General features: G+C 65.7%; 19 protein-coding genes and 2 riboswitches. Of the genes, 12 read left to right on the forward strand and 7 right to left on the reverse strand.

The genetic code is table 11. From position 1 onward, the window contains the following. The first annotated feature begins 8 nt into the window (after nt 1–8). Nucleotides 9–485 carry a F0F1 ATP synthase subunit B family protein gene (locus BIWAKO_RS04270; RefSeq protein ID WP_069877481.1) on the forward strand — a complete coding sequence of 159 codons (477 nt, stop codon included), beginning with the start codon at nt 9–11 and terminating at the stop codon, nt 483–485. A gap of 20 nt (nt 486–505) precedes the next feature. Then, nucleotides 506–1,414: a dienelactone hydrolase family protein gene (locus tag BIWAKO_RS04275; RefSeq protein ID WP_141739976.1), complete on the forward strand. Its 909-nt coding sequence runs from the start codon at nt 506–508 to the stop codon at nt 1,412–1,414. A gap of 4 nt (nt 1,415–1,418) precedes the next feature. Here BIWAKO_RS04275 and BIWAKO_RS04280 read toward each other — a convergent pair whose 3' ends face one another. From BIWAKO_RS04280 to BIWAKO_RS04310, 7 genes are all read right to left on the reverse strand, one after another. Further along, the gene (locus BIWAKO_RS04280; RefSeq protein WP_069877482.1) at nt 1,419–2,696 is read right to left on the reverse strand and encodes a L,D-transpeptidase family protein; all 1,278 of its coding nucleotides are present in this window, start codon (nt 2,694–2,696) and stop codon (nt 1,419–1,421) included. Between the two features lie 130 nt (nt 2,697–2,826). Then, entirely contained in the window at nt 2,827–4,401 is a 1,575-nt protein-coding gene (gene gcvPB / locus BIWAKO_RS04285) for an aminomethyl-transferring glycine dehydrogenase subunit GcvPB (protein WP_069882158.1), read from the reverse strand. Next, the gene (gene gcvPA / locus BIWAKO_RS04290) at nt 4,401–5,741 is read right to left on the reverse strand and encodes an aminomethyl-transferring glycine dehydrogenase subunit GcvPA (protein ID WP_069882157.1); all 1,341 of its coding nucleotides are present in this window, start codon (nt 5,739–5,741) and stop codon (nt 4,401–4,403) included. Before gcvPA ends, gcvPB begins: the two co-directional genes overlap by 1 nt. 82 nt (nt 5,742–5,823) lie before the next feature. Continuing rightward, nucleotides 5,824–6,198, reverse strand: coding sequence for a glycine cleavage system protein GcvH (gene gcvH / locus BIWAKO_RS04295; protein WP_069877483.1), 375 nt, complete (start codon nt 6,196–6,198; stop codon nt 5,824–5,826). A 32-nt stretch (nt 6,199–6,230) separates the two neighbouring features. Further along, the gene (gene gcvT, locus BIWAKO_RS04300) at nt 6,231–7,388 is read right to left on the reverse strand and encodes a glycine cleavage system aminomethyltransferase GcvT (protein ID WP_069877484.1); all 1,158 of its coding nucleotides are present in this window, start codon (nt 7,386–7,388) and stop codon (nt 6,231–6,233) included. Nucleotides 7,389–7,445: 57 nt separating this feature from the next. Further along, nucleotides 7,446–7,543, reverse strand: a riboswitch (glycine riboswitch). A 4-nt stretch (nt 7,544–7,547) separates the two neighbouring features. Then, nucleotides 7,548–7,647, reverse strand: a riboswitch (glycine riboswitch). 94 nt (nt 7,648–7,741) lie between these two features. Further along, the gene (locus BIWAKO_RS04305) at nt 7,742–8,248 is read right to left on the reverse strand and encodes a hypothetical protein (RefSeq protein ID WP_141739977.1); all 507 of its coding nucleotides are present in this window, start codon (nt 8,246–8,248) and stop codon (nt 7,742–7,744) included. A gap of 98 nt (nt 8,249–8,346) precedes the next feature. Beyond that, nucleotides 8,347–8,868: an invasion associated locus B family protein gene (locus tag BIWAKO_RS04310; protein WP_141739978.1), complete on the reverse strand. Its 522-nt coding sequence runs from the start codon at nt 8,866–8,868 to the stop codon at nt 8,347–8,349. 437 nt (nt 8,869–9,305) lie between these two features. Here BIWAKO_RS04310 and coxB point away from each other — a divergent pair, with 437 nt between their 5' ends. The 10 genes from coxB to BIWAKO_RS04355 all read left to right on the forward strand — a co-directional run bounded on the left by coxB (nt 9,306) and on the right by BIWAKO_RS04355 (nt 18,714). Next, nucleotides 9,306–10,190, forward strand: a complete 885-nt coding sequence (gene coxB / locus BIWAKO_RS04315; protein ID WP_069877486.1) for a cytochrome c oxidase subunit II — start codon at nt 9,306–9,308, stop codon at nt 10,188–10,190. A 56-nt stretch (nt 10,191–10,246) separates the two neighbouring features. Then, nucleotides 10,247–11,881, forward strand: coding sequence for a cytochrome c oxidase subunit I (gene ctaD / locus BIWAKO_RS04320; protein WP_069877487.1), 1,635 nt, complete (start codon nt 10,247–10,249; stop codon nt 11,879–11,881). Nucleotides 11,882–12,025: 144 nt separating this feature from the next. Continuing rightward, nucleotides 12,026–12,979, forward strand: a complete 954-nt coding sequence (locus BIWAKO_RS04325) for a heme o synthase (RefSeq protein ID WP_069877488.1) — start codon at nt 12,026–12,028, stop codon at nt 12,977–12,979. Next, the gene (locus BIWAKO_RS35240) at nt 12,976–13,146 is read left to right on the forward strand and encodes a DUF485 domain-containing protein (RefSeq protein WP_141739979.1); all 171 of its coding nucleotides are present in this window, start codon (nt 12,976–12,978) and stop codon (nt 13,144–13,146) included. The genes BIWAKO_RS04325 and BIWAKO_RS35240 overlap by 4 nt, the downstream gene beginning before the upstream one ends. Further along, nucleotides 13,146–13,742 carry a cytochrome c oxidase assembly protein gene (locus tag BIWAKO_RS04330; RefSeq protein ID WP_069877489.1) on the forward strand — a complete coding sequence of 199 codons (597 nt, stop codon included), beginning with the start codon at nt 13,146–13,148 and terminating at the stop codon, nt 13,740–13,742. The genes BIWAKO_RS35240 and BIWAKO_RS04330 overlap by 1 nt, the downstream gene beginning before the upstream one ends. A 56-nt stretch (nt 13,743–13,798) precedes the next feature. Beyond that, entirely contained in the window at nt 13,799–14,662 is an 864-nt protein-coding gene (locus tag BIWAKO_RS04335; protein WP_069877490.1) for a cytochrome c oxidase subunit 3, read from the forward strand. Between the two features lie 65 nt (nt 14,663–14,727). Then, nucleotides 14,728–15,102 carry a DUF983 domain-containing protein gene (locus tag BIWAKO_RS04340; protein ID WP_069882160.1) on the forward strand — a complete coding sequence of 125 codons (375 nt, stop codon included), beginning with the start codon at nt 14,728–14,730 and terminating at the stop codon, nt 15,100–15,102. After that, nucleotides 15,099–15,866 (forward strand): SURF1 family protein, encoded by a 768-nt coding sequence (locus BIWAKO_RS04345; RefSeq protein WP_084651153.1) that lies wholly within the window; start codon nt 15,099–15,101, stop codon nt 15,864–15,866. Before BIWAKO_RS04340 ends, BIWAKO_RS04345 begins: the two co-directional genes overlap by 4 nt. Before the next feature lie 92 nt (nt 15,867–15,958). Continuing rightward, complete coding sequence (gene thrC, locus BIWAKO_RS04350) at nt 15,959–17,374, forward strand: threonine synthase (RefSeq protein WP_069877491.1); 1,416 nt, start codon at nt 15,959–15,961, stop codon at nt 17,372–17,374. Continuing rightward, on the forward strand, nt 17,371–18,714 hold the full coding sequence (locus BIWAKO_RS04355; RefSeq protein ID WP_084651154.1) for a M16 family metallopeptidase: 1,344 nt from the start codon (nt 17,371–17,373) through the stop codon (nt 18,712–18,714). Before thrC ends, BIWAKO_RS04355 begins: the two co-directional genes overlap by 4 nt. The last annotated feature ends 3 nt before the right edge of the window (nt 18,715–18,717 follow it).

An 18,717-nucleotide genomic window follows, 5' to 3' on the forward strand; every position in this document is an offset into this window, starting at 1 on the left:
ACCGAACCATGGATACCGTCTGGGTTGCGGTTGCCCTCGTCATCTTCCTCGGCATTCTGGGGTATTTTGGCGTCCATAAGTCGCTTCTGGGTGCGCTTGATTCGCGTGGCGAGAAGATCGCCCGCGAGCTTTCCGAAGCCCGCCGGCTGCGTCAGGAGGCTGCCAAGCTGCTCGCCGAGTACGAGGCGAAGCGCAAGGCCGCCGAAGGTGAAGCCGAGGCGATCGTCGCCGCAGCCAAGGACGAGGCGATCCGCCTTGCCACCGAGGCTGAGGAGAAGCTCGCCGATTTCGTCACCCGCCGGACCAAGGCCGCCGAGGACAAGATCGCACAGGCCGAGATGGAGGCTGCCGCGGAGGTCCGCGCTGCCGCCGCCGAGGCTGCTACGCTGGCCGCCGAAGGCATCCTGCGCAGCCAGATGGGTGGCAAGACCGCCGAAAGCCTGTTCGCGACCGGTCTGAAGGAAATCAAATCCAAGCTGAACTGAGCGATCAGTTCCGAAAGGGAATGCGACGCCGCGAACCTCAGGGTTTGCGGCGTTGTCGTTTTGACATCCTGCACACGCCGGCTTCTGCCGAGCGCATAGGCCCTCGCCGCGATGGAGGCACCATCCTGATCGCTCGCCTGGCACTGGCCGCGATCGCTGTACTCGCCTGCGCCATGCCGGCCTGCGCGATGGAGCAGGTCTCGTTCCCGTCACGCGACGGCACCGTCCTGACCGGCTGGATCGCCAAACCCGCTGGATCTGGCCCCTTCCCCGCCGTGGTTGCCCTGCATGGCTGCAGCGGCCTCTGGCGAGCCTCTGGAGGGCTTAGCGCACGCGAGAGCGACTGGAGTGCCAGGCTGGTCGCTGCTGGCTTCCTCGTGCTCCTGCCCGACAGTTTTCGCCCGCGCGGGATCGTCGCGCTCTGCAATGATCGCGAACGTGCGCTACGGCCGGCGGATCGCGCCAGCGATGCCCTCGGCGCCGCCGACTGGCTCGCCCGTCAGCCCTTCGCCAAACCCGCCGGGATACATCTGATCGGCTGGTCGAATGGCGGCTCGACAGCGCTCCATGTCGCCGCCGATCGCGCGGCCGCGGGCCCCGGAGGATTTCGGGCGATCATCGCCTTCTATCCTGGCTGCAGGGTCCTGCTGAAACGCGGCTGGCGCGCTCGGGTGCCCACAACGATCCTTCAGGGACTGGCGGATGACTGGACGCCAGCAGCGCCTTGCGAAGAACTCGCGCGGCGAGGCGGCGCGCGCTTCGTGGGCTTCGCTGGCGCCTATCACGATTTCGACCATCCGGACCTGCCGCTGCGGGAGCGCGGCGCGGCCTATTCGCAGCGCCCGGACGGCAAAGTGACGATCGGGACGGATGCCGCGGCGCGCGCCCAGGCCATCAGCGACGTGATGGCGATCCTGCGGGCGCCCTGACGCCTCAGTTGACGGCGGTGACCGCCTTCACGGTCGCTGCCCTGGCAGGGGTTGCAACCGGGCTCGGCGCAGCCGGTGCCGGACGCGCCTCGAGCTTCGCAGGTTGCACCTTCGGCTTGGGTTTGCGCGCCTGGATCGTCGATGTGACGATGCCCTGCGGCGTGTCCAGCCCATAGATGTCCTCGCGGAACTGGACGAGACCGTCTGCGCCCTGCCAGCCCGTCAGATAGACCCAGGCCACGGGCACAGCCTTCTTTAGCCGGATGTCCTTGCGCTCGCCCTTGGCGATCTCGGCCACGATCGCCGGCTCGGTCCACTCGGTGCCTTCGAGCAGCCAGGCCGCGAGGTCGCGCACCCCTTCGATGCGCGCACAGCCGGAAGAGTTGAAGCGGACATCCGAACGGAACAGCGTCTTCTTCGGCGTGTCGTGCATGTAGACCGCCTCGGTATTCGGCATGTCGATCTTGAGCTGGCCAAGCGCGTTGAGCGGGCCAAAATCCTGCCGCACGGTGAAGTACGGCGAGGTCAGGCTTGCCCAGTTCACGGTCGCCGGATCGATCTCCCGGTTTTCTGCTCCGAGAAGGCGCATGTTCGACTTCACGATGAAGTCGGGCTCCTTGCGCATCTTGGGGATGATGTCGGCCTTCACGATCGAGGTCGGCACGGTCCAGTAGGGGTTGAGGTTCACCGAGGTGATGTTGGCCTGGAGCACCGGCGAGGGTCGATCGGGACGACCGACAACCGCGAGATGCTTGCGCTGGACCACGCCGTTTTCGACCGCCTCGACGCTGGCGCCGGGGATGTTCACGACGACATAGCGCTCGGCAAAGACGAAGCCGTTGCTCTTCAGCCGCTCGAGGGTCGCAGTCAGCTGGTTCAGCCGGACCTCAACGGGAACGTTCAGCGCCTTGAGCGTCAGGCGGCCGACCGTTCCGAGATCGGACAGGCCGTGACGAACCTGGAAGCGCTTCACGGCTGCGATCGTTGCGGCGTCATAGACATCGCCCGGCAAGGCCGTCGGCGGCAGATCCCCGCTCAACATCAGGCGCTGCTTCAGTGCGGCGACATCCGGCCCCTGCGAATCCGGCTTCAGCGCGGAGACGCTGCCGGCGAGCCTGGGCCAGCCACCACGCGACGCGATCTCCTCATGGGTGATCAGCGCCTCAAGCGTGCGGTCATAGGTGTTGGGGCCGTAGCTCGGCTCCTGCGCGCGTGCGATGCCGACCGTCAGAATGAGCGCGGCAACGGCAACGGCGGAGCTCCGGACAAAAGAGCGATACATCGACTGTTCCCAAGGTGCGAAAACACGCACCGAGGAAATCATCCTCGCACATGGTCAAGGAATGCTTAAGACCGCGAGGGGATATGACGATAGGGCAGCATCCGATCGCTGCCCTATCGATTGAGCGTCCTTACTCAGCCGCAGCCGCAATCGGCTCCGGCTTCACCCATTTCAGGATCGGCTGCCGGGCAGCACGCGTCTCGTCGAGACGGCGGATCGGGGCATGGTGCGGCGCCGCGGTGAAGCGGGCCTTGTCATTGCCCTTCGCAGCCATGGCCAGATCGCGCAGCGTCGCAATGAACAGGTCGAGAGAGGCCTTCGATTCCGACTCGGTCGGCTCGATCAGCATCGCGCCATGGACGACCAGCGGGAAATACACCGTCATCGGGTGATACCCCTCGTCGATCATCGCCTTGGCGAAGTCGAGCGTGGTGACGCCGGTGCCCTTCAGCCACTCATCGTCGAACAGAGCCTCGTGCATCGAGGGATGGTCCGGGAAAGGCAGCGACATCAGGTCGGAGAGACCGGCGCGGATGTAGTTGGCGCTCAGCACCGCATCCTCTGAGGCCTGCTTCATGCCGTCGGCGCCATGGCTGAGCATATAGGCCAGCGCACGCACATACATCCCCATCTGGCCGTGGAAGGCCGTCATGCGGCCGAAGGGATCATTGCCCGCCGGCGCGTCGCTGACGTGCTCCACGAGCCGCGCCGCACCACCCTCGACATGGATGAACGGCACCGGCGCATAGGGAGCAAGCCTGCTCGACAGCACGACCGGACCGGCACCCGGGCCGCCGCCGCCATGCGGCGTCGAGAAGGTCTTGTGCAGGTTGATATGCATGGCATCGACGCCGAGGTCACCCGGCTTCGCCTTGCCGACGATGGCGTTGAAGTTCGCGCCGTCACAATAGAAATACGCGCCGGCCGCATGCAGCGCAGCAGCGATTTCGACGATCTGCGGCTCGAAGATGCCGCAGGTATTGGGGTTGGTCAGCATGATCGCGGCAATGTCCGGCCCGAGCAGGGCCTTGACGTCCTTGACCGCCACCGTGCCGTCCGGGCGCGCCGGGACGGAGCGGACCTCGAAGCCGATCAGCGCCGCGGTCGCCGGGTTGGTGCCGTGCGCCGATTCCGGCACAAGCACGACCTTGCGTGTCTCGCCCTCGCCCTTGGCGGCAATGGCGGCCTTGATCGCCATCATGCCGCAGGCCTCGCCATGAGCACCGGCCTTGGGCGATAGCGCCACGGCCGGCATGCCGGTCAGCGTCATCAGGTACCGCGCGAGCTCCAGCATCAGCTCGAGCGCGCCCGGCACAGTCGAAACCGGCTGGAGCGGATGAACATCCGAGAAGCCCGGCAGCCGCGCCATCTTCTCGTTGAGGCGGGCATTGTGCTTCATCGTGCAGGAACCGAGCGGGAAGAGACCGGTGTCGATGCCGTAGTTCTTCTGGCTCAGGCGCACGTAGTGACGCATCGTCTCCGGCTCGGAAAGGCCGGGCAGGCCGATGCCGTCCTTGCGCGCATGTTTGCCGAGGCGGCTCTTGAACGGCGCCGGCTTCTCGATATCGACGCCAGTCGTCTCATGATGGCCGATCTCGAAGATCAGCGGTTCGATCTGCTGCAGCGCGCGATTGCCGGTAAAGGTCTCGCGGCCGTGATCCACGGAGGAAGCAGCCTGGGTGGGACGTCCCTGACGGTTCAGCATCACAGCACCTCCGCGAGCGCCGCCACGAAGGCCGCCCGATCCTCATCCGTGTTGATCTCGGTATTGGCGACGATCAGCAGATCGTCGAGCCCGGCTCCCGGCAGCAGGCGCGAGGCCGGCACGCCGCCAAGCACGCCCTTCTCGGCCAGCGCCTCGACGACCTCGGCCGCCGGCTTTGACAGCTTCAGCGTGAACTCGTTGAAGAAGCTGTCGTTGAGCAGCTTCACCCCCTTCACGCCGGCCAGCATGTCGGCCAGCTTCACGGCATTGGCGTGATTGAGCTCGGCCAGGCGCGAGAGCCCGGCCTCGCCGAGCAGGGTCATGTGAATGGTGAAAGCCAGCACGCAGAGGCCGGAATTGGTGCAGATGTTCGACGTCGCCTTGTCGCGCCGGATGTGCTGCTCGCGGGTCGAGAGCGTCAGCACGAAGCCGCGATGTCCGTCGGAATCGACGGTCGCGCCGCAGAGCCGGCCCGGCATCTGGCGCAGATATTTCGACTTGGCGGCGAAGAGACCGACATAGGGGCCACCGAAGTTCAGCGCATTGCCGATCGACTGGCCTTCCCCGACGACGATATCGGCGTCCATCGCGCCTGGAGACGTGACCGCGCCGAGCGACACGACCTCGGTGAAGACGGCAATCAGAAGCGCACCATGGGCATGGGCCTTGTCGGCGATCGGCTTCAGGTCGCGGAGATTGCCGAAGACGTCGGGCGACTGGACGACGACGCAGGACGTTTCATCGTCGATCTGCGCGAGGATGTCCTCGTTCGCGGCGACATCGGGCGCCAGCGCCACGACCTCGTCGCTTGCCATGCCGGACAGGGTCTTCACCACATCAGTGTAGTGGGGATGCAGGCCGCCCGACAGCACCGCCTTGCGGCGCTTGGTGACACGGTGAGCCATCAGCACGGCCTCGCCGGTCGCGGTCGAGCCGTCGTACATCGAGGCGTTGGCGACCTCCATGCCGGTCAGCGCGGCAATCTGGGTCTGGAATTCGAAGAGATACTGCAGCGTGCCCTGCGCGATCTCAGGCTGATAGGGCGTGTAGCTGGTCAGGAATTCCGAGCGCTGGATCAGGTGATCGACGGTCGCCGGAACATGGTGCTTATAGGCGCCAGCGCCAACAAAGAACGGAGCCGCAGAGGCAGCGACATTCCTGGCGGCCATCCGGCCCATGATGCGCTCGACCTCGAGCTCACCCTTGGCGCGCGGTAGGTCAAGCGGTGTCTTCAGCAGCTTGCCGGCAGGCACATCGCTGAACAGGGCGTCAATATCGGGAACGCCGATGCGCGCGAGCATATCCTCGCGGTCGGTGTCGGTGAGGGGCAAGTAGCGCATCGGAGTTTCCTCGATCATTCCAGGACCGGGCGAAGCGGGCGCCCGGCACCGGACATTCAGGTCATGGGTAGTGAAACGCCGCTCAGAGCGTCTTCACATAGTCCTGATACTCGGCCTCGCTCAGCAGGCCCTCGAGCTCGGCAGGATTGGTCAGCTTCAGCTTGACGAACCAGCCCTTGCCGGCCGGGTCCTCATTGACCGCGCCAGGCGCAGCCTCGAGCTCGCTGTTGACGGCGACGATCTCGCCCGAGACCGGGGCATAGACCTCGGACGCGGCCTTGACGCTCTCCACCACTGCGGCCTCGCCGCCCTTGGCGACCGCCTTGCCGATAGAAGGCAGCTCGACGAAGACGACATCGCCGAGCTGGCCCTGGGCGTAGTCGGTGATGCCGATGGTGCCGGTGTCACCCTCGATGCGGATATATTCGTGGTCCTTGGTGTAACGGGTCTCGGCCATGATGGTCCTCCAGATCAGGATAGGGTCGGGAATCAGCGCTTGTAGCGGTTGGGCACGAAGGGCATCGGCGCGACGGTCGCCGCCAACGGCTTGCCACGCACGATCAGGTCAAGGCGCGTGCCGGGAGCCGAGTGGGCCTTTGCGACATAACCCATCGCGCAGGGCGCGTTGAGCGTCGGGCCGAAGCCGCCGGATGTGACCTTGCCGACGATCTCGCCTTCCGGCGTCGCAATGTCGGCGCCTTCGCGGGCAGGAGCGCGGCCCTCGGGCAGGAGCCCGATGCGGACGCGCGAAACGCCTTCCGCGAATTCGCGCTGGATGCGGGCCGCTCCCGGGAAGCCGCCTTCCTCGCGCCGGCGCTTCTGGATCGACCAGTTCAGCCCGGCCTCGACCGGCGAGGTCGTGGTGTCGATGTCGTGCCCGTAGAGGCAGAGCCCGGCCTCGAGGCGCAGCGAATCGCGGGCGCCGAGTCCGATCGGCTTGACGCGCGGATCGAGCAGGAGCGCGTCCCAGATCTCGCCGATCCTGTTTGCGGCAGCGGAAATCTCGTAGCCGTCCTCGCCGGTATAGCCGGAGCGGCTGAGATTGGCCTTGACGCCCGCCACCTTCATGCTGCGCGCACTCATGAAGCCCATCTCGGCGGCCTCGGGCGCGAGCGCGGCGAGCGCTTCAGCGGCTGCGGGCCCCTGCAGCGCGATCAACCCGCGATGTTCCGCGCGGACGAGCTTCACATTGGCCGGCAGGCGCGCCTCGATATGGGCGTAATCGGCAGTCTTGCAGGCCGCATTGACGATGAGGAGGAGAGCACCGTCCTCGTCGGGCTCGGTGGAGCGCGTCACCATCAGGTCGTCGAGGATGCCGCCATTCTCATCGAGGAGCTGCGTATACCGCTGCTTGCCGGGTGCGAGGTTGACGATGTCGGCGGGAACCAGAGCCTCGAGCGCGCGCGCGGTGGTCTCGTGATCGGGCCCGAGCAGAAAGGCCTGCCCCATATGCGAGACGTCGAAGAGCCCCGCCTTCTCGCGCGTCCAGTTATGCTCGGTGAGAATACCCATCGGGTACTGCACCGGCATGTCATAACCGGCAAACGGCACCATGCGGGCACCGAGCATGACATGACGGGAATGAAGCGGGGTCTTGAGCAGCGCCTCGGCGCCTGCGGCATCAGCTTCAACGGCTTCGGCAGCCATGGCGGCCCCTTCCAGAATCGAGCGCAAGCCCCGGACGGAATGTCCGGAGCGCGCCCCCTCTGTCTTGGGACCTGAGAGATTTCCCCGAACCGGCAGGATCAGCCGGACAGGTTACACCCGTCGGTGGGCGGACTTGCATCCGCCGCTTTCCAGAGCGCCAATTCCCACGCGGTCCGTTTGCCTGAGCGTTTCCGGGGCGGTTGCGCCTTCGGCGCCGGGCCTGGACAAGTCCGGACCCGGTCTCTCCCGCGGGGATGATGCGGCGTCAGCACAGATACAAGACGCCGCCTTCGAGTCAATCGGCGCCTTGCCTCAGTTCACGGCAAACGCCGGTGCCGTTCGCAGCAGCAGGGCTACCGGCGCCGCGCGCGAGCCGGCGCCGCAGCGCCGCCTGGGTTGAGACTGACGATGATCTCGACGTCGCCCTTGCCCGGCGGGACGACGATCCCGTCCTCGACATGGCTGAAGTCGGTTCCGCCCTGGCCGGAGGGGATCGTGCCGCCGACACGCGCCGCGCGACGCGCAACGACGGTCGTCCCGCGCAGAACCTGCATGCCCAGCGACGCATAATAGCTGCCCGGGCCGCCGGCCGGACCAACCAGCACACGGCCTTCGACACCCACCTTCAGCCTGAAGCCGCCACCGCTCGTCGGCGTGCACTCGCGCGCCACATTCAGGATCGAGATCTGGTGCCGCAGGCTGCCGCTATCGGTCCCGGACTGGGCGCGAATGGCAGCTCCACCATCGGCGATCGTCACGGTCGGGCAGACGAAGTCCTCCTCCTGATCGGCCAGTGGCTTCTCCACCGGCGGAGGGGGCTTGGTCGACTGGAACATCACGATATTGCTCAGCGTCTGCATGCCGCTCTGCTCGCCCGAGGACGGACGCGAGCACCCGGCAAGGCCAAGGCACAGCACAGAAGCAGCCAGCATAGTCAGCCGGCGAGGCATCACATCATTCACGGCAGGGTCTCCACGCCAGGCCCGAAACCGGAAAGCGAGACGGGGATACCCACGCCCTCCTCCGGTGTCTGAAATACGATGAATGTGGCGCTTTTTCCGGCCTTTAGCTGGCCGAGAAGCGTATCGTCCATCACCACCTCGGCAACGCAGCCCGTGGTCAGGCAACGAACGAAGCCGGCGCGGCCGATGTCCTTGTCGTCGATCTTGAGACCGAGCCCCGACGGCAGCAGCACACCAAGCGGCGCCACGACACGCAGAAGCCGGCTCTTCTGGTCGGCCGTCTTCAGCACGATGACCAGCAGCGTCAAATTCGGCCGATCCTCGGCCGCGACATTCTGCACGAGTGCGCATTGCTCGGCCTTGGCGCCTGGCGGCACCTCGCAGCGCAACTGCCAATCGCCATGCGTCGACTTCACAGCGCCCTGGGCGAAAACCACGCCGCTCGAACCCAGACATACGCCCACGGCCGCCAGCGCGACCGCGAAGACAGGTCCGATGAACTTGCCCATCCCCGTCATTCCCTTCAAACCGGCACGAATAGCCGGACATCGCCCCCTGAAGCCGGATCGCCCTTGCGGGAATCGTTCGTCCGATTCCGACAAAACCGCCATCCGTCTCTAATCATATTCGAGAGGGCGATCCATGTTTCGAGGGACGCCAGAAGGGCTTCCACACAAAACAATCACGCTCCGAATGTGCCTGCGTTGGGACCATGCAGACCCCGCCCTGTCAAGGACAGAGCCACAACGGAAGCACTTCTTGAGGCCGAGACCTCGCGTGATTATGCCGCACTGACTGCGTGGAAGGCCTGCATTGCCCCTCTGGCGCAAGCGTGATCTTTGATTTATCGCAATGCCGAAGAACGAGGCGGGCCGATCAGCCGGCCTCGTTGCGCGTGGGCCGCATAGACAAGGACAGCGGGCCGCGACGGGATCACAGGAGCTATGTCGGACCGATGCGATTTCTGAGCAGGACCATTGCAACAGTGGCCGCAGCGGCCCTCGCCGCGGGCGCGACGACGCTTCTTCCTGAAAGTGCGCTGGCCGGCACCGGCATGCCTTCGCCCTGGCAGATGAATCTGCAGGGCGCCGCCACCGAAGTCTCGGAATACATTCACTGGTTCCATGACTGGCTTAACGTGATCATCTTCGCGATCTCGATTTTCGTGCTGGGCTTGCTGATCTACGTCGCGTGGCGCTTCAACGAGAGGAAGAACCCCGTCCCCTCCAAGACGACGCATAATGCGCTGCTGGAAGTGGCCTGGACGGTCATCCCGGTCCTGATTCTCGTCGTCATCGCCATTCCCTCCTTCCGGCTTCTCAAGCTCCAGCTCGAGATTCCGCAGTCGGACCTGACCGTTAAGGTCACCGGCAAGCAATGGTACTGGTCCTACGAGTATCCGCAGGACGGCGGCGCCTTCGGCTTCGATTCGCTGATGCTCGACGAAAAGCAGCGCGCCGAAGCGATCGCCAGCAACAGGATCGCCGCAGCCGAGGCTCCGCGTCTGCTCGCTGTCGACAACGAGGCGGTCGTGCCGGTCGGCAAGGTCGTGCGCGTCCAGGTCACCGCGGCCGACGTCATCCACAAATTCACCGTGCCGTCCTTCGGCATCAAGATCGACGCCATCCCCGGCCGTCTCAACGAGACCTGGTTCCGCGCCGATCGCGAAGGCATCTATTACGGCCAGTGCTCGTTCATCTGCGGGCAGAACCACGCCTATATGCCGATCGCGTTCCGTGTCGTGAGCGCCGAGCGCTATGCGGCCTGGCTTGCCGATTCGAAGAAGAAATTCGCCAGCGCCGGCGACGCCGCCGGCAAGGTCGCCGCCGCGGCCGAGTGAACGAACCAGATCTGACTGAACTCACGCGAACAGATTTCGCACGAGGAGACGAATCCATGGCAACTGCGGCTCCGGGCGCCCACGCCCACGCACACGGACATGATGACGCCCACGCCCACCCGACCGGGTGGCGGCGCTGGCTGCTCTCGACCAATCACAAGGACATCGGGACGCTCTACCTGATCTTCTCGATCATGGCTGGTCTGGTCGGCGGCTTCCTCTCGATCATGATGCGCATCGAGCTGCAGCAGCCCGGCCTGCAGATCTTCGCCAATGGCCAGAGCTACAACGTCTTCGTCACCGGCCACGGTCTGATCATGATCTTCTTCATGGTCATGCCCGCCGTGATCGGCGGCTTCGGCAACTGGTTCGTGCCGCTGATGATCGGCGCGCCGGACATGGCCTTCCCGCGCATGAACAACATCTCGTTCTGGCTGACGGTCGCCGGCTTCGTGCTGCTGGTCATCTCGATGTTCGTCGAAGGCGCACCTGGCGCCCATGGCGTCGGCACGGGCTGGACGATCTATCCGCCCTTCTCGTCGGCAGGCCACCCCGGCCCTTCGGTCGATTTCGGCATTCTCGCGCTTCACCTCGCGGGCGCTGCCTCGATCCTCGGCGCGATCAACTTCATCACCACCATCCTGAACATGCGCGCGCCTGGCATGACCATGCACAAGATGCCGCTGTTCGCCTGGGGCGTGCTGGTCACCGCCTTCCTGCTACTGCTGTCGCTGCCCGTGCTCGCCGGCGCCATCACCATGCTGCTGACGGACCGCAATTTCGGCACCACCTTCTATGACCCGGCCGGTGGCGGCGATCCGGTGCTCTACCAGCACCTGTTCTGGTTCTTCGGCCACCCCGAAGTGTACATCATGATCCTGCCGGCTTTCGGCATCGTCAGCCACATCATCTCGACCTTCTCGAAGAAGCCGATCTTCGGCTATCTCGGCATGGCTTATGCGATGGTGGCGATCGGCGTCGTCGGCTTCATCGTGTGGGCGCACCACATGTACACCGCCGGTCTCTCGCTCAACACGCAGCGCTACTTCGTCTTCGCCACGATGGTGATCGCGGTGCCGACCGGCATCAAGATCTTCTCCTGGATCGCGACGATGTGGGGCGGCAGTCTGCGCTTCACCGCGCCGATGCTCTGGGCGATCGGCTTCATCTTCCTGTTCACCGTCGGCGGCGTGACCGGCGTGGTGCTGGCCAATGCCGGCGTCGACCGCTCGCTGCACGCGACCTATTACGTCGTGGCCCACTTCCACTACGTGCTGTCGCTCGGCGCCGTGTTCGGCATCTTCGCCGGATTCTACTACTGGTTCCCGAAGATGTCGGGCTATGTCATGCCGGACTGGATCGGCAGGCTGCACTTCTGGGTCGCCTTCTTCGGCGCCAACCTGCTGTTCTTCCCGCAGCATTTCCTTGGCCTTGCCGGCATGCCGCGTCATTATGCGGACTATCCGGATGCCTTCGCCGGCTGGCATTTCTGGTCGTCGATCGGCTCCTACATCTTCGCTGCCGGCCTGCTGATCTTCTTCTACGGCGTCATCGTCGCCTTCTCGAGGAAGCAGCTCGCCGGGGACAATCCGTGGGGCGAGGGTGCAACGACGCTGGAATGGACCCTGTCCTCGCCTCCGCCGTTCCACCAGTTCGAGACCCTGCCGCGCATCGTCGGCTCGGACCACTGATCCATCTGGCGGCGGGCTCCCCGGCCCGCCGCCGCCCCTCCCCCGAGCGCCACCTGCGGCGTTCCGGAGATGGGCGGCAAGACCGCTCCCTCTCATTCCCCACGGCCGCTAGCGGCCGTCGTAAAGAGTGAAACGACAAGACCAATGTCCGCTGCGTTCGACAGGTTCGATTCCCGCACCGATGGCGCGAAGAGCTCCACCGGCGAGGCGCGCGATTTCTTCGCGCTCCTGAAGCCGCGGGTGATGTTCCTGGTCGTCGTCACCGCACTGGGCGGCATGGCGACGGCCCCCGGCACGATTCACCCGGTGATCGGATTTGCCTCGCTGCTCGCCATCGCGGTCGGCGCCGGCGCGTCCGGCTGCCTGAACATGTGGTACGACGCCGATATAGACGCGCTGATGGTGCGGACCGCCAAGCGTCCGATTCCCGCCGGGCGGATCCTGCCATCCGAGGCGCTCGCCTTCGGACTGACCTTGTCTGTCGGCTCGGTGATCGTGCTCGGCCTCGTCGCCAATCTGCTCTCGGCGGCGATGCTCGCCTTCACCATCTTCTTCTATGCCGTCGTCTATTCGATGTGGCTGAAGCGCTCGACGCCGCAGAACATCGTCATCGGCGGAGCGGCCGGGGCCTTCCCGCCGATGATTGGCGAGGCGGTCGTGACCGGCGATTTCGGCCTGCACTCGATCGTGCTCTTCGCGATCATCTTCCTCTGGACGCCACCCCATTTCTGGGCGCTGGCGCTGGTCAAGTCGGGCGACTATGCCCGCGCCGGCATCCCGATGCTGCCGAATGTCGCCGGCCCCGCCGCGACGCGCCGGCAGATCGTGGCCTACTCGCTGGTCATGGCGCCGGTCGCGGTGCTGCCTGCCCTGATGGGGTTCGGCGGATTGGCCTATCTCGTCGTCTCCGTGGTGACCGGACTTGCGATGATCGCTCTGGCCTTCCGCGTGTTGCGCGTGACCGAGGGTGAAGCCGCCCACAAGGCCGCCTATGCGCTGTTCGGCTTCTCGATTCTTTACCTCTTCCTGCTCTTCGCCGTGCTGCTGGCCGAGAACAGCCTCGGCCTGATGTGGGCCCTGCCCAAGGTGCTAGGATGAGCGAAGCTCCGAAACGCGAAATCCCGCCGGCCTTCTCTCCGGAGGACATGGCACGCCGCAGGCGCCGCTCGGTCGCGCTTGCGCTGGTCCTTGCAGGCCTGGTCATTTTCTTCTTCGTGGTGACGCTGGTGAAGACCGGTCCGGCCATCATGAACAGGCCGCTGTGATGACAACGACGCCATCGAACCGTCAGCATGCGAGAATGCGCCGGACGGCGCTGATCTGCGCCGGCGTTGCGGTCGGCATGACCGGCCTCGCCTTCGCAGCCGTGCCGCTCTACGACCTGTTCTGCAAGGTCACTGGCTTCGGCGGCACGCCGATGGTCGGGACCGCGGCCGCCGGGCGCATCCTGGACCGCAAGATGGCGGTGCGTTTCGACGCCAATGTCTCGCCGGCCCTGGGCTGGCGCTTCGAGCCGGAAAGCTCCGAGATCACCTTCCGCGTCGGCGAGACGCAGACGGTATTCTACAAGATCACCAACACGACGGACCGGGTCTCCACCGGCATCGCGACCTTCAACGTCACGCCGACGCAGGGGGCCGCCTATTTCGTCAAGTTGCAATGCTTCTGCTTCACCGAGCATACGTTGCAGCCGGGCGAGACGCTGGAAGCGCCGGTCGTGTTCTATGTCGACCCCGAGATCGAGCAGAACCGCGATCTCAACGGGGTCAAATCATTGACGCTGTCCTACACCTATTTCCCGTCCAAGGCCGGCCAGCCGGTCGCGGATGGCAAGGGTGACGCGGGCAAGTCGAAACTATAAGAACTGCGACAGCACCAAGCGCTGCGCAGCAGAGTCGGACGCGGAGACAAAGTAAGATGGCCGGGGCCCATACCAAGAACCACGATTACCATCTCGTCGACCCGAGCCCGTGGCCGCTCGTCGGCGCGAGCAGCGCGACGATCATGGCCATCGGCGCGGTCATGTGGATGAAGGCGATGACCGTCGCCGGCATGCATCTCGGCCCCCTGGTCTTCGGCGTCGGCCTGCTCGGTGTTCTCTACACCATGCTCGCATGGTGGATGGACGTGGTGCGCGAGGCTGAGCACGAGGGCCACCACACCCGCGTCGTCCAGCTTCACCATCGCTACGGCATGCTGATGTTCATCGCCTCCGAGGTGATGTTCTTCGTCGCCTGGTTCTGGGCCTTCTTCGACGCCAGCCTCTTCAGCGGTGAAACGATCCAGTATGCCCGCCACGACTTCACCGGCGGCGTCTGGCCTCCCAAGGGCATCCAGACCTTCGATCCCTGGCACCTGCCGCTGCTGAATACGCTGATCCTGCTGACCTCGGGCACGACGGTGACATGGGCGCATTACGCGCTGCTGCAGAACGATCGCAAGGGTCTGAAGCAGGCGCTCTGGCTGACGGTGTTCCTCGGCGGCCTGTTCTCGATCGTCCAGGCCTACGAGTACTCCCACGCGACCTTCGCCTTCAGCGGCCATATCTATGGCGCGACCTTCTTCATGGCGACCGGCTTCCACGGCTTCCATGTGCTCATCGGCACGATCTTCCTGGCGATCTGCCTGTACCGGGTCTATCTCGGCCACTTTAAACCGGCCCAGCATCTCGGCTTCGAGTTCGCGGCCTGGTACTGGCACTTCGTCGACGTGGTGTGGCTGTTCCTGTTCGCCGCGATCTATGTCTGGGCGTCCGGCCCGGGATCAGCTGCGGCGCACTGAGCGGCCAGTTCAAGACAATCTCGAAGGCGGCCGCGAGGCCGCCTTTGTTTTTTCGGGAAACCATGATGGCAGAGTACGAGCATATCAGCCCGTCGCCCTATGCGACCGGCCTTTCCGGCCGTTGCCCGCGCTGCGGCGAAGGCAAGCTCTTCGACGGATTCCTGAAGCTGCGGCCTCGTTGTGCCGCCTGCGGGCTCGATTTCGCCTTCGCCGACTCGGCTGACGGCCCTGCCGTGTTCATCATGCTGATCGCAGGCTTCGCGGTTCTTGGCGCGGCGCTCTCTGTCGAGATCGCCTATGAGCCGCCGATCTGGGTGCATCTCTCGATCTGGCGGCCACTGGCCGTCACCGTCTGCCTCGCCCTTCTGCGACCGATGAAAGGGCTCGCGGTCGCGCTGCAATACAGCCACAAGGCCGAGGAAGGCAGGCGAGAGAAGTGAGCGCAGAGACGATGCCCGACACCACAAGACGCCCAAGCCTCCTCCTACCAGCGATCCTGACGATATGCGGGGCGCTGATACTCTGCACGCTGGGAAGCTGGCAGCTGCAGCGGATGGGCGAGAAGCACAGCTTCATCGAGCGCCTGCAAGCGCAGGCAGCGAGCCCTCCGGCGCCCGTGCCACCGGAGCAGCAATGGAGCGCGCTCGACCCCGCGAAACTCGACCTGACGCGGGTCGCGGCATCCGGGCGTTACGTCGACGGCCCCTTTGCCGGCGTGCGCACTACGATCGCATCGGGCGGACCGGGAACGCGCCAACTCTCCGGCTTCGGCCGCTGGATCTTCCAGGGGTTCCGGCTCGATGCCGGCGGCGTCATCCTGATCAATCGCGGCTTCGTGCCGGAAGCGCGCCTGGCCGAGATCAAGCCGGTCGCCGGACCGGCCACCGTAACAGGCTTCCTGCGTACGCCCGAAGCGCGGAACAGCTTTACGCCAGCCGACCTCCCGGCTAATCGCGAGTTCTTCACACGCGATCCGGCCGCCATTGCGTCCTCCCTCGGCCTGGCGGCCGCGCCGTTCTATCTTGAACTCGAACGCCAGGGGGACGGGCTGACGCCGCCGGCCGGCGTCGATGTGAAGGAGTTGATCGGACGGATTCCCGACAACCACCTGCAATACGCGCTGACCTGGTTCGGGCTGGCCCTGACCCTGATCGGTGTCTTCATTGCCTTCGCCTGGCAGGCCAGGCGGCACCAGCGCGACTGAACCTGCCCCCCGCGACCCTGCGCGGGCGCGCAACCTTTGCCCTCGCTGCGCTCCCGGCCTATAGCAGCAGCACGACCACAGAGAGCGACACCGTGCTGCATGTCTCCACCCGGGGGGAAGCGCCCTCCCTCGCATTTTCCGACGCCCTGCTCGCCGGGCTCGCCCGCGATGGCGGCCTCTATGTCCCGAAGGCCTGGCCCAGAATTGAAGCCCAGGACATCGCGGGCTTCGCCGGCAAACCCTATGCCGAAGTTGCCGAACGCATCATCGGCGCACTGGCCGACGGAGATATCGAGACGGCAGCCCTCCGCGCCATGATCCGCGAGGCCTATGCCACCTTCCGGCATCCGGCCACCTGTCCGCTGACGCAGCTCGGCGACAATCTCTTCGTGCTCGAGCTGTTCCACGGCCCGACTCTGGCGTTCAAGGATGTGGCAATGCAGCTGCTTGGGCGGCTGATGGACCATGTGCTGGTGCAGCGCGGCGAGCGCGCCACCATTGTCGGCGCAACCTCCGGCGACACAGGCGGTGCTGCCATCGACGCCTTCAAGGGGCTCGAGCGAGTCGACATGTTCATTCTCTATCCGCAGGGGCGCGTCTCGGACGTACAGCGGCGGCAGATGACCACGGTGGACTCCCCCAATGTCCACGCCATCGCGGTCGAGGGCACGTTCGACGATTGCCAGAACCTCGCCAAGGCGATGTTCAACCACCATACCTTCCGCGACGAGTTGCGCCTCTCCGGCGTGAATTCGATCAACTGGGCCCGCATCGCGGCGCAGGTGGTCTACTACTTCACCTCGGCTGTCGCGCTCGGCGCGCCTGGGCGCAAGGTCTCCTTCGCCGTGCCGACCGGCAATTTCGGCGACGTGCTCGCCGGCTGGGTCGCCAAGCGCATGGGCCTGCCGATCGAGCGCCTGGTGATCGGCACGAACAGCAACGACATCCTGCCGCGCACGCTCGAGAGCGGTGCCTACGAGATGCGGGGCGTCGCCGCCACCACCTCCCCTTCGATGGACATCCAGATCTCCTCGAATTTCGAACGCCTGCTGTTCGAGGCGCATGACCGCGACGGTGCCGCCGTGCGCCGGCTGATGCAGTCCCTGCAGCAATCCGGCCGATTCGAGATCGCGCCGGAGCCGCTGGCCCGCATCCGCGCCGAGTTCGACGCCGGCGCTGTCGGGGAGGCGGACGTCGCCGACGAGATCGGCCGCACCTGGCGTGAGGCCGGTTATCTGCTCGACCCCCATAGCGCGATCGGGGTTGCAGCCGCGCGCCGGGGTCTGAGGGCAGATCCGGCTACGCCGATGATCGTGCTCGGCACGGCGCATCCCGCCAAGTTTCCCGCAGCCGTTGCGGCGGCAAGCGGTGTCACGCCCGCCCTGCCGGCCCATCTCGGCGATCTGATGGAGCGCAAGGAGCGCTTCACCCTGCTGCCGAACGACCAGGGACGCATCGAGGCCTTCATCCGGCAGAATGCCCGGACGGTGCGGGGAGCGGCGGCATGATCGCGACGGGGCCGGCCGAGATCGCCGAACTGGCCACGCCTGCACCACGCTCGCCGGGTGCACATGATCCTGAGGTCGACCTGACGACCCTCCCCTCCGGCCTGCGCATCGTCTCGCAGCGCATGGACCATGCGTCCACCGTCTCGCTCGGCATCTGGATCGGAGCCGGCGCGCGCGACGAACTTCCGAACGAGCACGGCCTGGCGCATCTGCTCGAGCACATGGCCTTCAAGGGCACGGCACGGCGCAGCGCCCGAGAGATCGCCGAGGAGATCGAAAGCGTCGGCGGGGATCTCAACGCCGCGACCAGCGTCGAGTACACCTGCTACACAGCCCGGGTCCTGGGACCCGACCTTCCACTCGCCGTGGACATCCTGGCCGATATCCTGACATCGCCTGCCCTCGCGCCCGAGGAGCTCGCCCGCGAGAAGGGCGTCATCCTGCAGGAGATCGGCGCGGTTCAGGATACGCCCGACGATCTCGTCTATGACCGCTTCCTGCAGGCGGCCTTTCCGGATCAGCCCCTCGGCCGCCCGATCCTGGGAACGGCGAAGACGGTCAAGAGTTTCACGCCCGACGCCATCCGGGCCTATCTGGCGCGGCACTACCATGCCGGCAACATGGTGCTGGCTGCGTCCGGTGCCGTCGACCATGACGAACTCGTCGCCTTGGCACGTGACAGGCTCGCCAGCCTTCCGGGCAAGCCCGTCGAAGCCTTCCAGCGCGAAGACGGTCACTACCGGGGCGGCGAAGCACGCATCGAGGGCGACGAGGAGCAGGTCCATCTGGTGCTGGGCTTTCCCGGCCAGCCTTTCCGGGACGGCGCGCATTACCCGCTCCAGGTGTTCTCCTCCGTGCTCGGCGGAGGGCTCTCCTCCCGGCTGTTCCAGGAGGTGCGCGAGCAGCGCGGCCTCGCCTATTCCATCGACGCCTTCCACTGGCCCTTCTCCGATTGCGGTGTGTTCGGAATCAGCGCCGGCACGGCACCGGAAGATGCGAGCGAGCTGATCGATGTTGCGCTTGGTTGCCTGCGCCAGGCTGCCGAAGATGTGACGGAGGTCGAGGTTGCGCGCGCCCGGGCCCAGATGAAGGTCGGGCTGCTGGCATCGCTTGAGAGCCCTGGTGGCAAGCTTGAACAGATGGCCCGCCAGGTGCTCGTCTTCGGACGTGCGATAGCGCGCGAGGAGCTGGCGCACCGGCTCGATGCTGTCACGCTGGAGGATGTTCGCGCCGCCGGACGCTCTCTGCTCGGGCACCAGCCAACGATCGCTGCCGTCGGTCCGCTTTCCGGCCTCCCGCCGGCAGAGCAACTGCGGCAGGCCGCACGCTCCGGGGACTGAGCA

The organism is Bosea sp. BIWAKO-01 (assembly GCF_001748145.1).
Classification (GTDB): domain Bacteria; phylum Pseudomonadota; class Alphaproteobacteria; order Rhizobiales; family Beijerinckiaceae; genus Allobosea.

What these genes read in the sequence shown, in the direction of transcription:
- ctaD (WP_069877487.1), top strand. Translation starts at nt 10,247, where the DNA reads ATGGCAACTGCGGCTCCGGGCGCCCACGCCCACGCACACGGACATGAT.
- gcvPB (WP_069882158.1), bottom strand. Translation starts at nt 4,401, where the DNA reads ATGCTGAACCGTCAGGGACGTCCCACCCAGGCTGCTTCCTCCGTGGAT.
- BIWAKO_RS04355 (WP_084651154.1), top strand. Translation starts at nt 17,371, where the DNA reads ATGATCGCGACGGGGCCGGCCGAGATCGCCGAACTGGCCACGCCTGCA.
- gcvT (WP_069877484.1), bottom strand. Translation starts at nt 7,388, where the DNA reads ATGGCTGCCGAAGCCGTTGAAGCTGATGCCGCAGGCGCCGAGGCGCTG.
- BIWAKO_RS04305 (WP_141739977.1), bottom strand. Translation starts at nt 8,248, where the DNA reads ATGCAGACGCTGAGCAATATCGTGATGTTCCAGTCGACCAAGCCCCCT.
- BIWAKO_RS04280 (WP_069877482.1), bottom strand. Translation starts at nt 2,696, where the DNA reads ATGTATCGCTCTTTTGTCCGGAGCTCCGCCGTTGCCGTTGCCGCGCTC.
- BIWAKO_RS04335 (WP_069877490.1), top strand. Translation starts at nt 13,799, where the DNA reads ATGGCCGGGGCCCATACCAAGAACCACGATTACCATCTCGTCGACCCG.
- BIWAKO_RS04340 (WP_069882160.1), top strand. Translation starts at nt 14,728, where the DNA reads ATGGCAGAGTACGAGCATATCAGCCCGTCGCCCTATGCGACCGGCCTT.
- BIWAKO_RS04275 (WP_141739976.1), top strand. Translation starts at nt 506, where the DNA reads ATGCGACGCCGCGAACCTCAGGGTTTGCGGCGTTGTCGTTTTGACATC.
- gcvPA (WP_069882157.1), bottom strand. Translation starts at nt 5,741, where the DNA reads ATGCGCTACTTGCCCCTCACCGACACCGACCGCGAGGATATGCTCGCG.
- gcvH (WP_069877483.1), bottom strand. Translation starts at nt 6,198, where the DNA reads ATGGCCGAGACCCGTTACACCAAGGACCACGAATATATCCGCATCGAG.
- BIWAKO_RS35240 (WP_141739979.1), top strand. Translation starts at nt 12,976, where the DNA reads ATGAGCGAAGCTCCGAAACGCGAAATCCCGCCGGCCTTCTCTCCGGAG.
- coxB (WP_069877486.1), top strand. Translation starts at nt 9,306, where the DNA reads ATGCGATTTCTGAGCAGGACCATTGCAACAGTGGCCGCAGCGGCCCTC.
- BIWAKO_RS04310 (WP_141739978.1), bottom strand. Translation starts at nt 8,868, where the DNA reads ATGACGGGGATGGGCAAGTTCATCGGACCTGTCTTCGCGGTCGCGCTG.
- BIWAKO_RS04325 (WP_069877488.1), top strand. Translation starts at nt 12,026, where the DNA reads ATGTCCGCTGCGTTCGACAGGTTCGATTCCCGCACCGATGGCGCGAAG.
- BIWAKO_RS04330 (WP_069877489.1), top strand. Translation starts at nt 13,146, where the DNA reads ATGACAACGACGCCATCGAACCGTCAGCATGCGAGAATGCGCCGGACG.
- BIWAKO_RS04270 (WP_069877481.1), top strand. Translation starts at nt 9, where the DNA reads ATGGATACCGTCTGGGTTGCGGTTGCCCTCGTCATCTTCCTCGGCATT.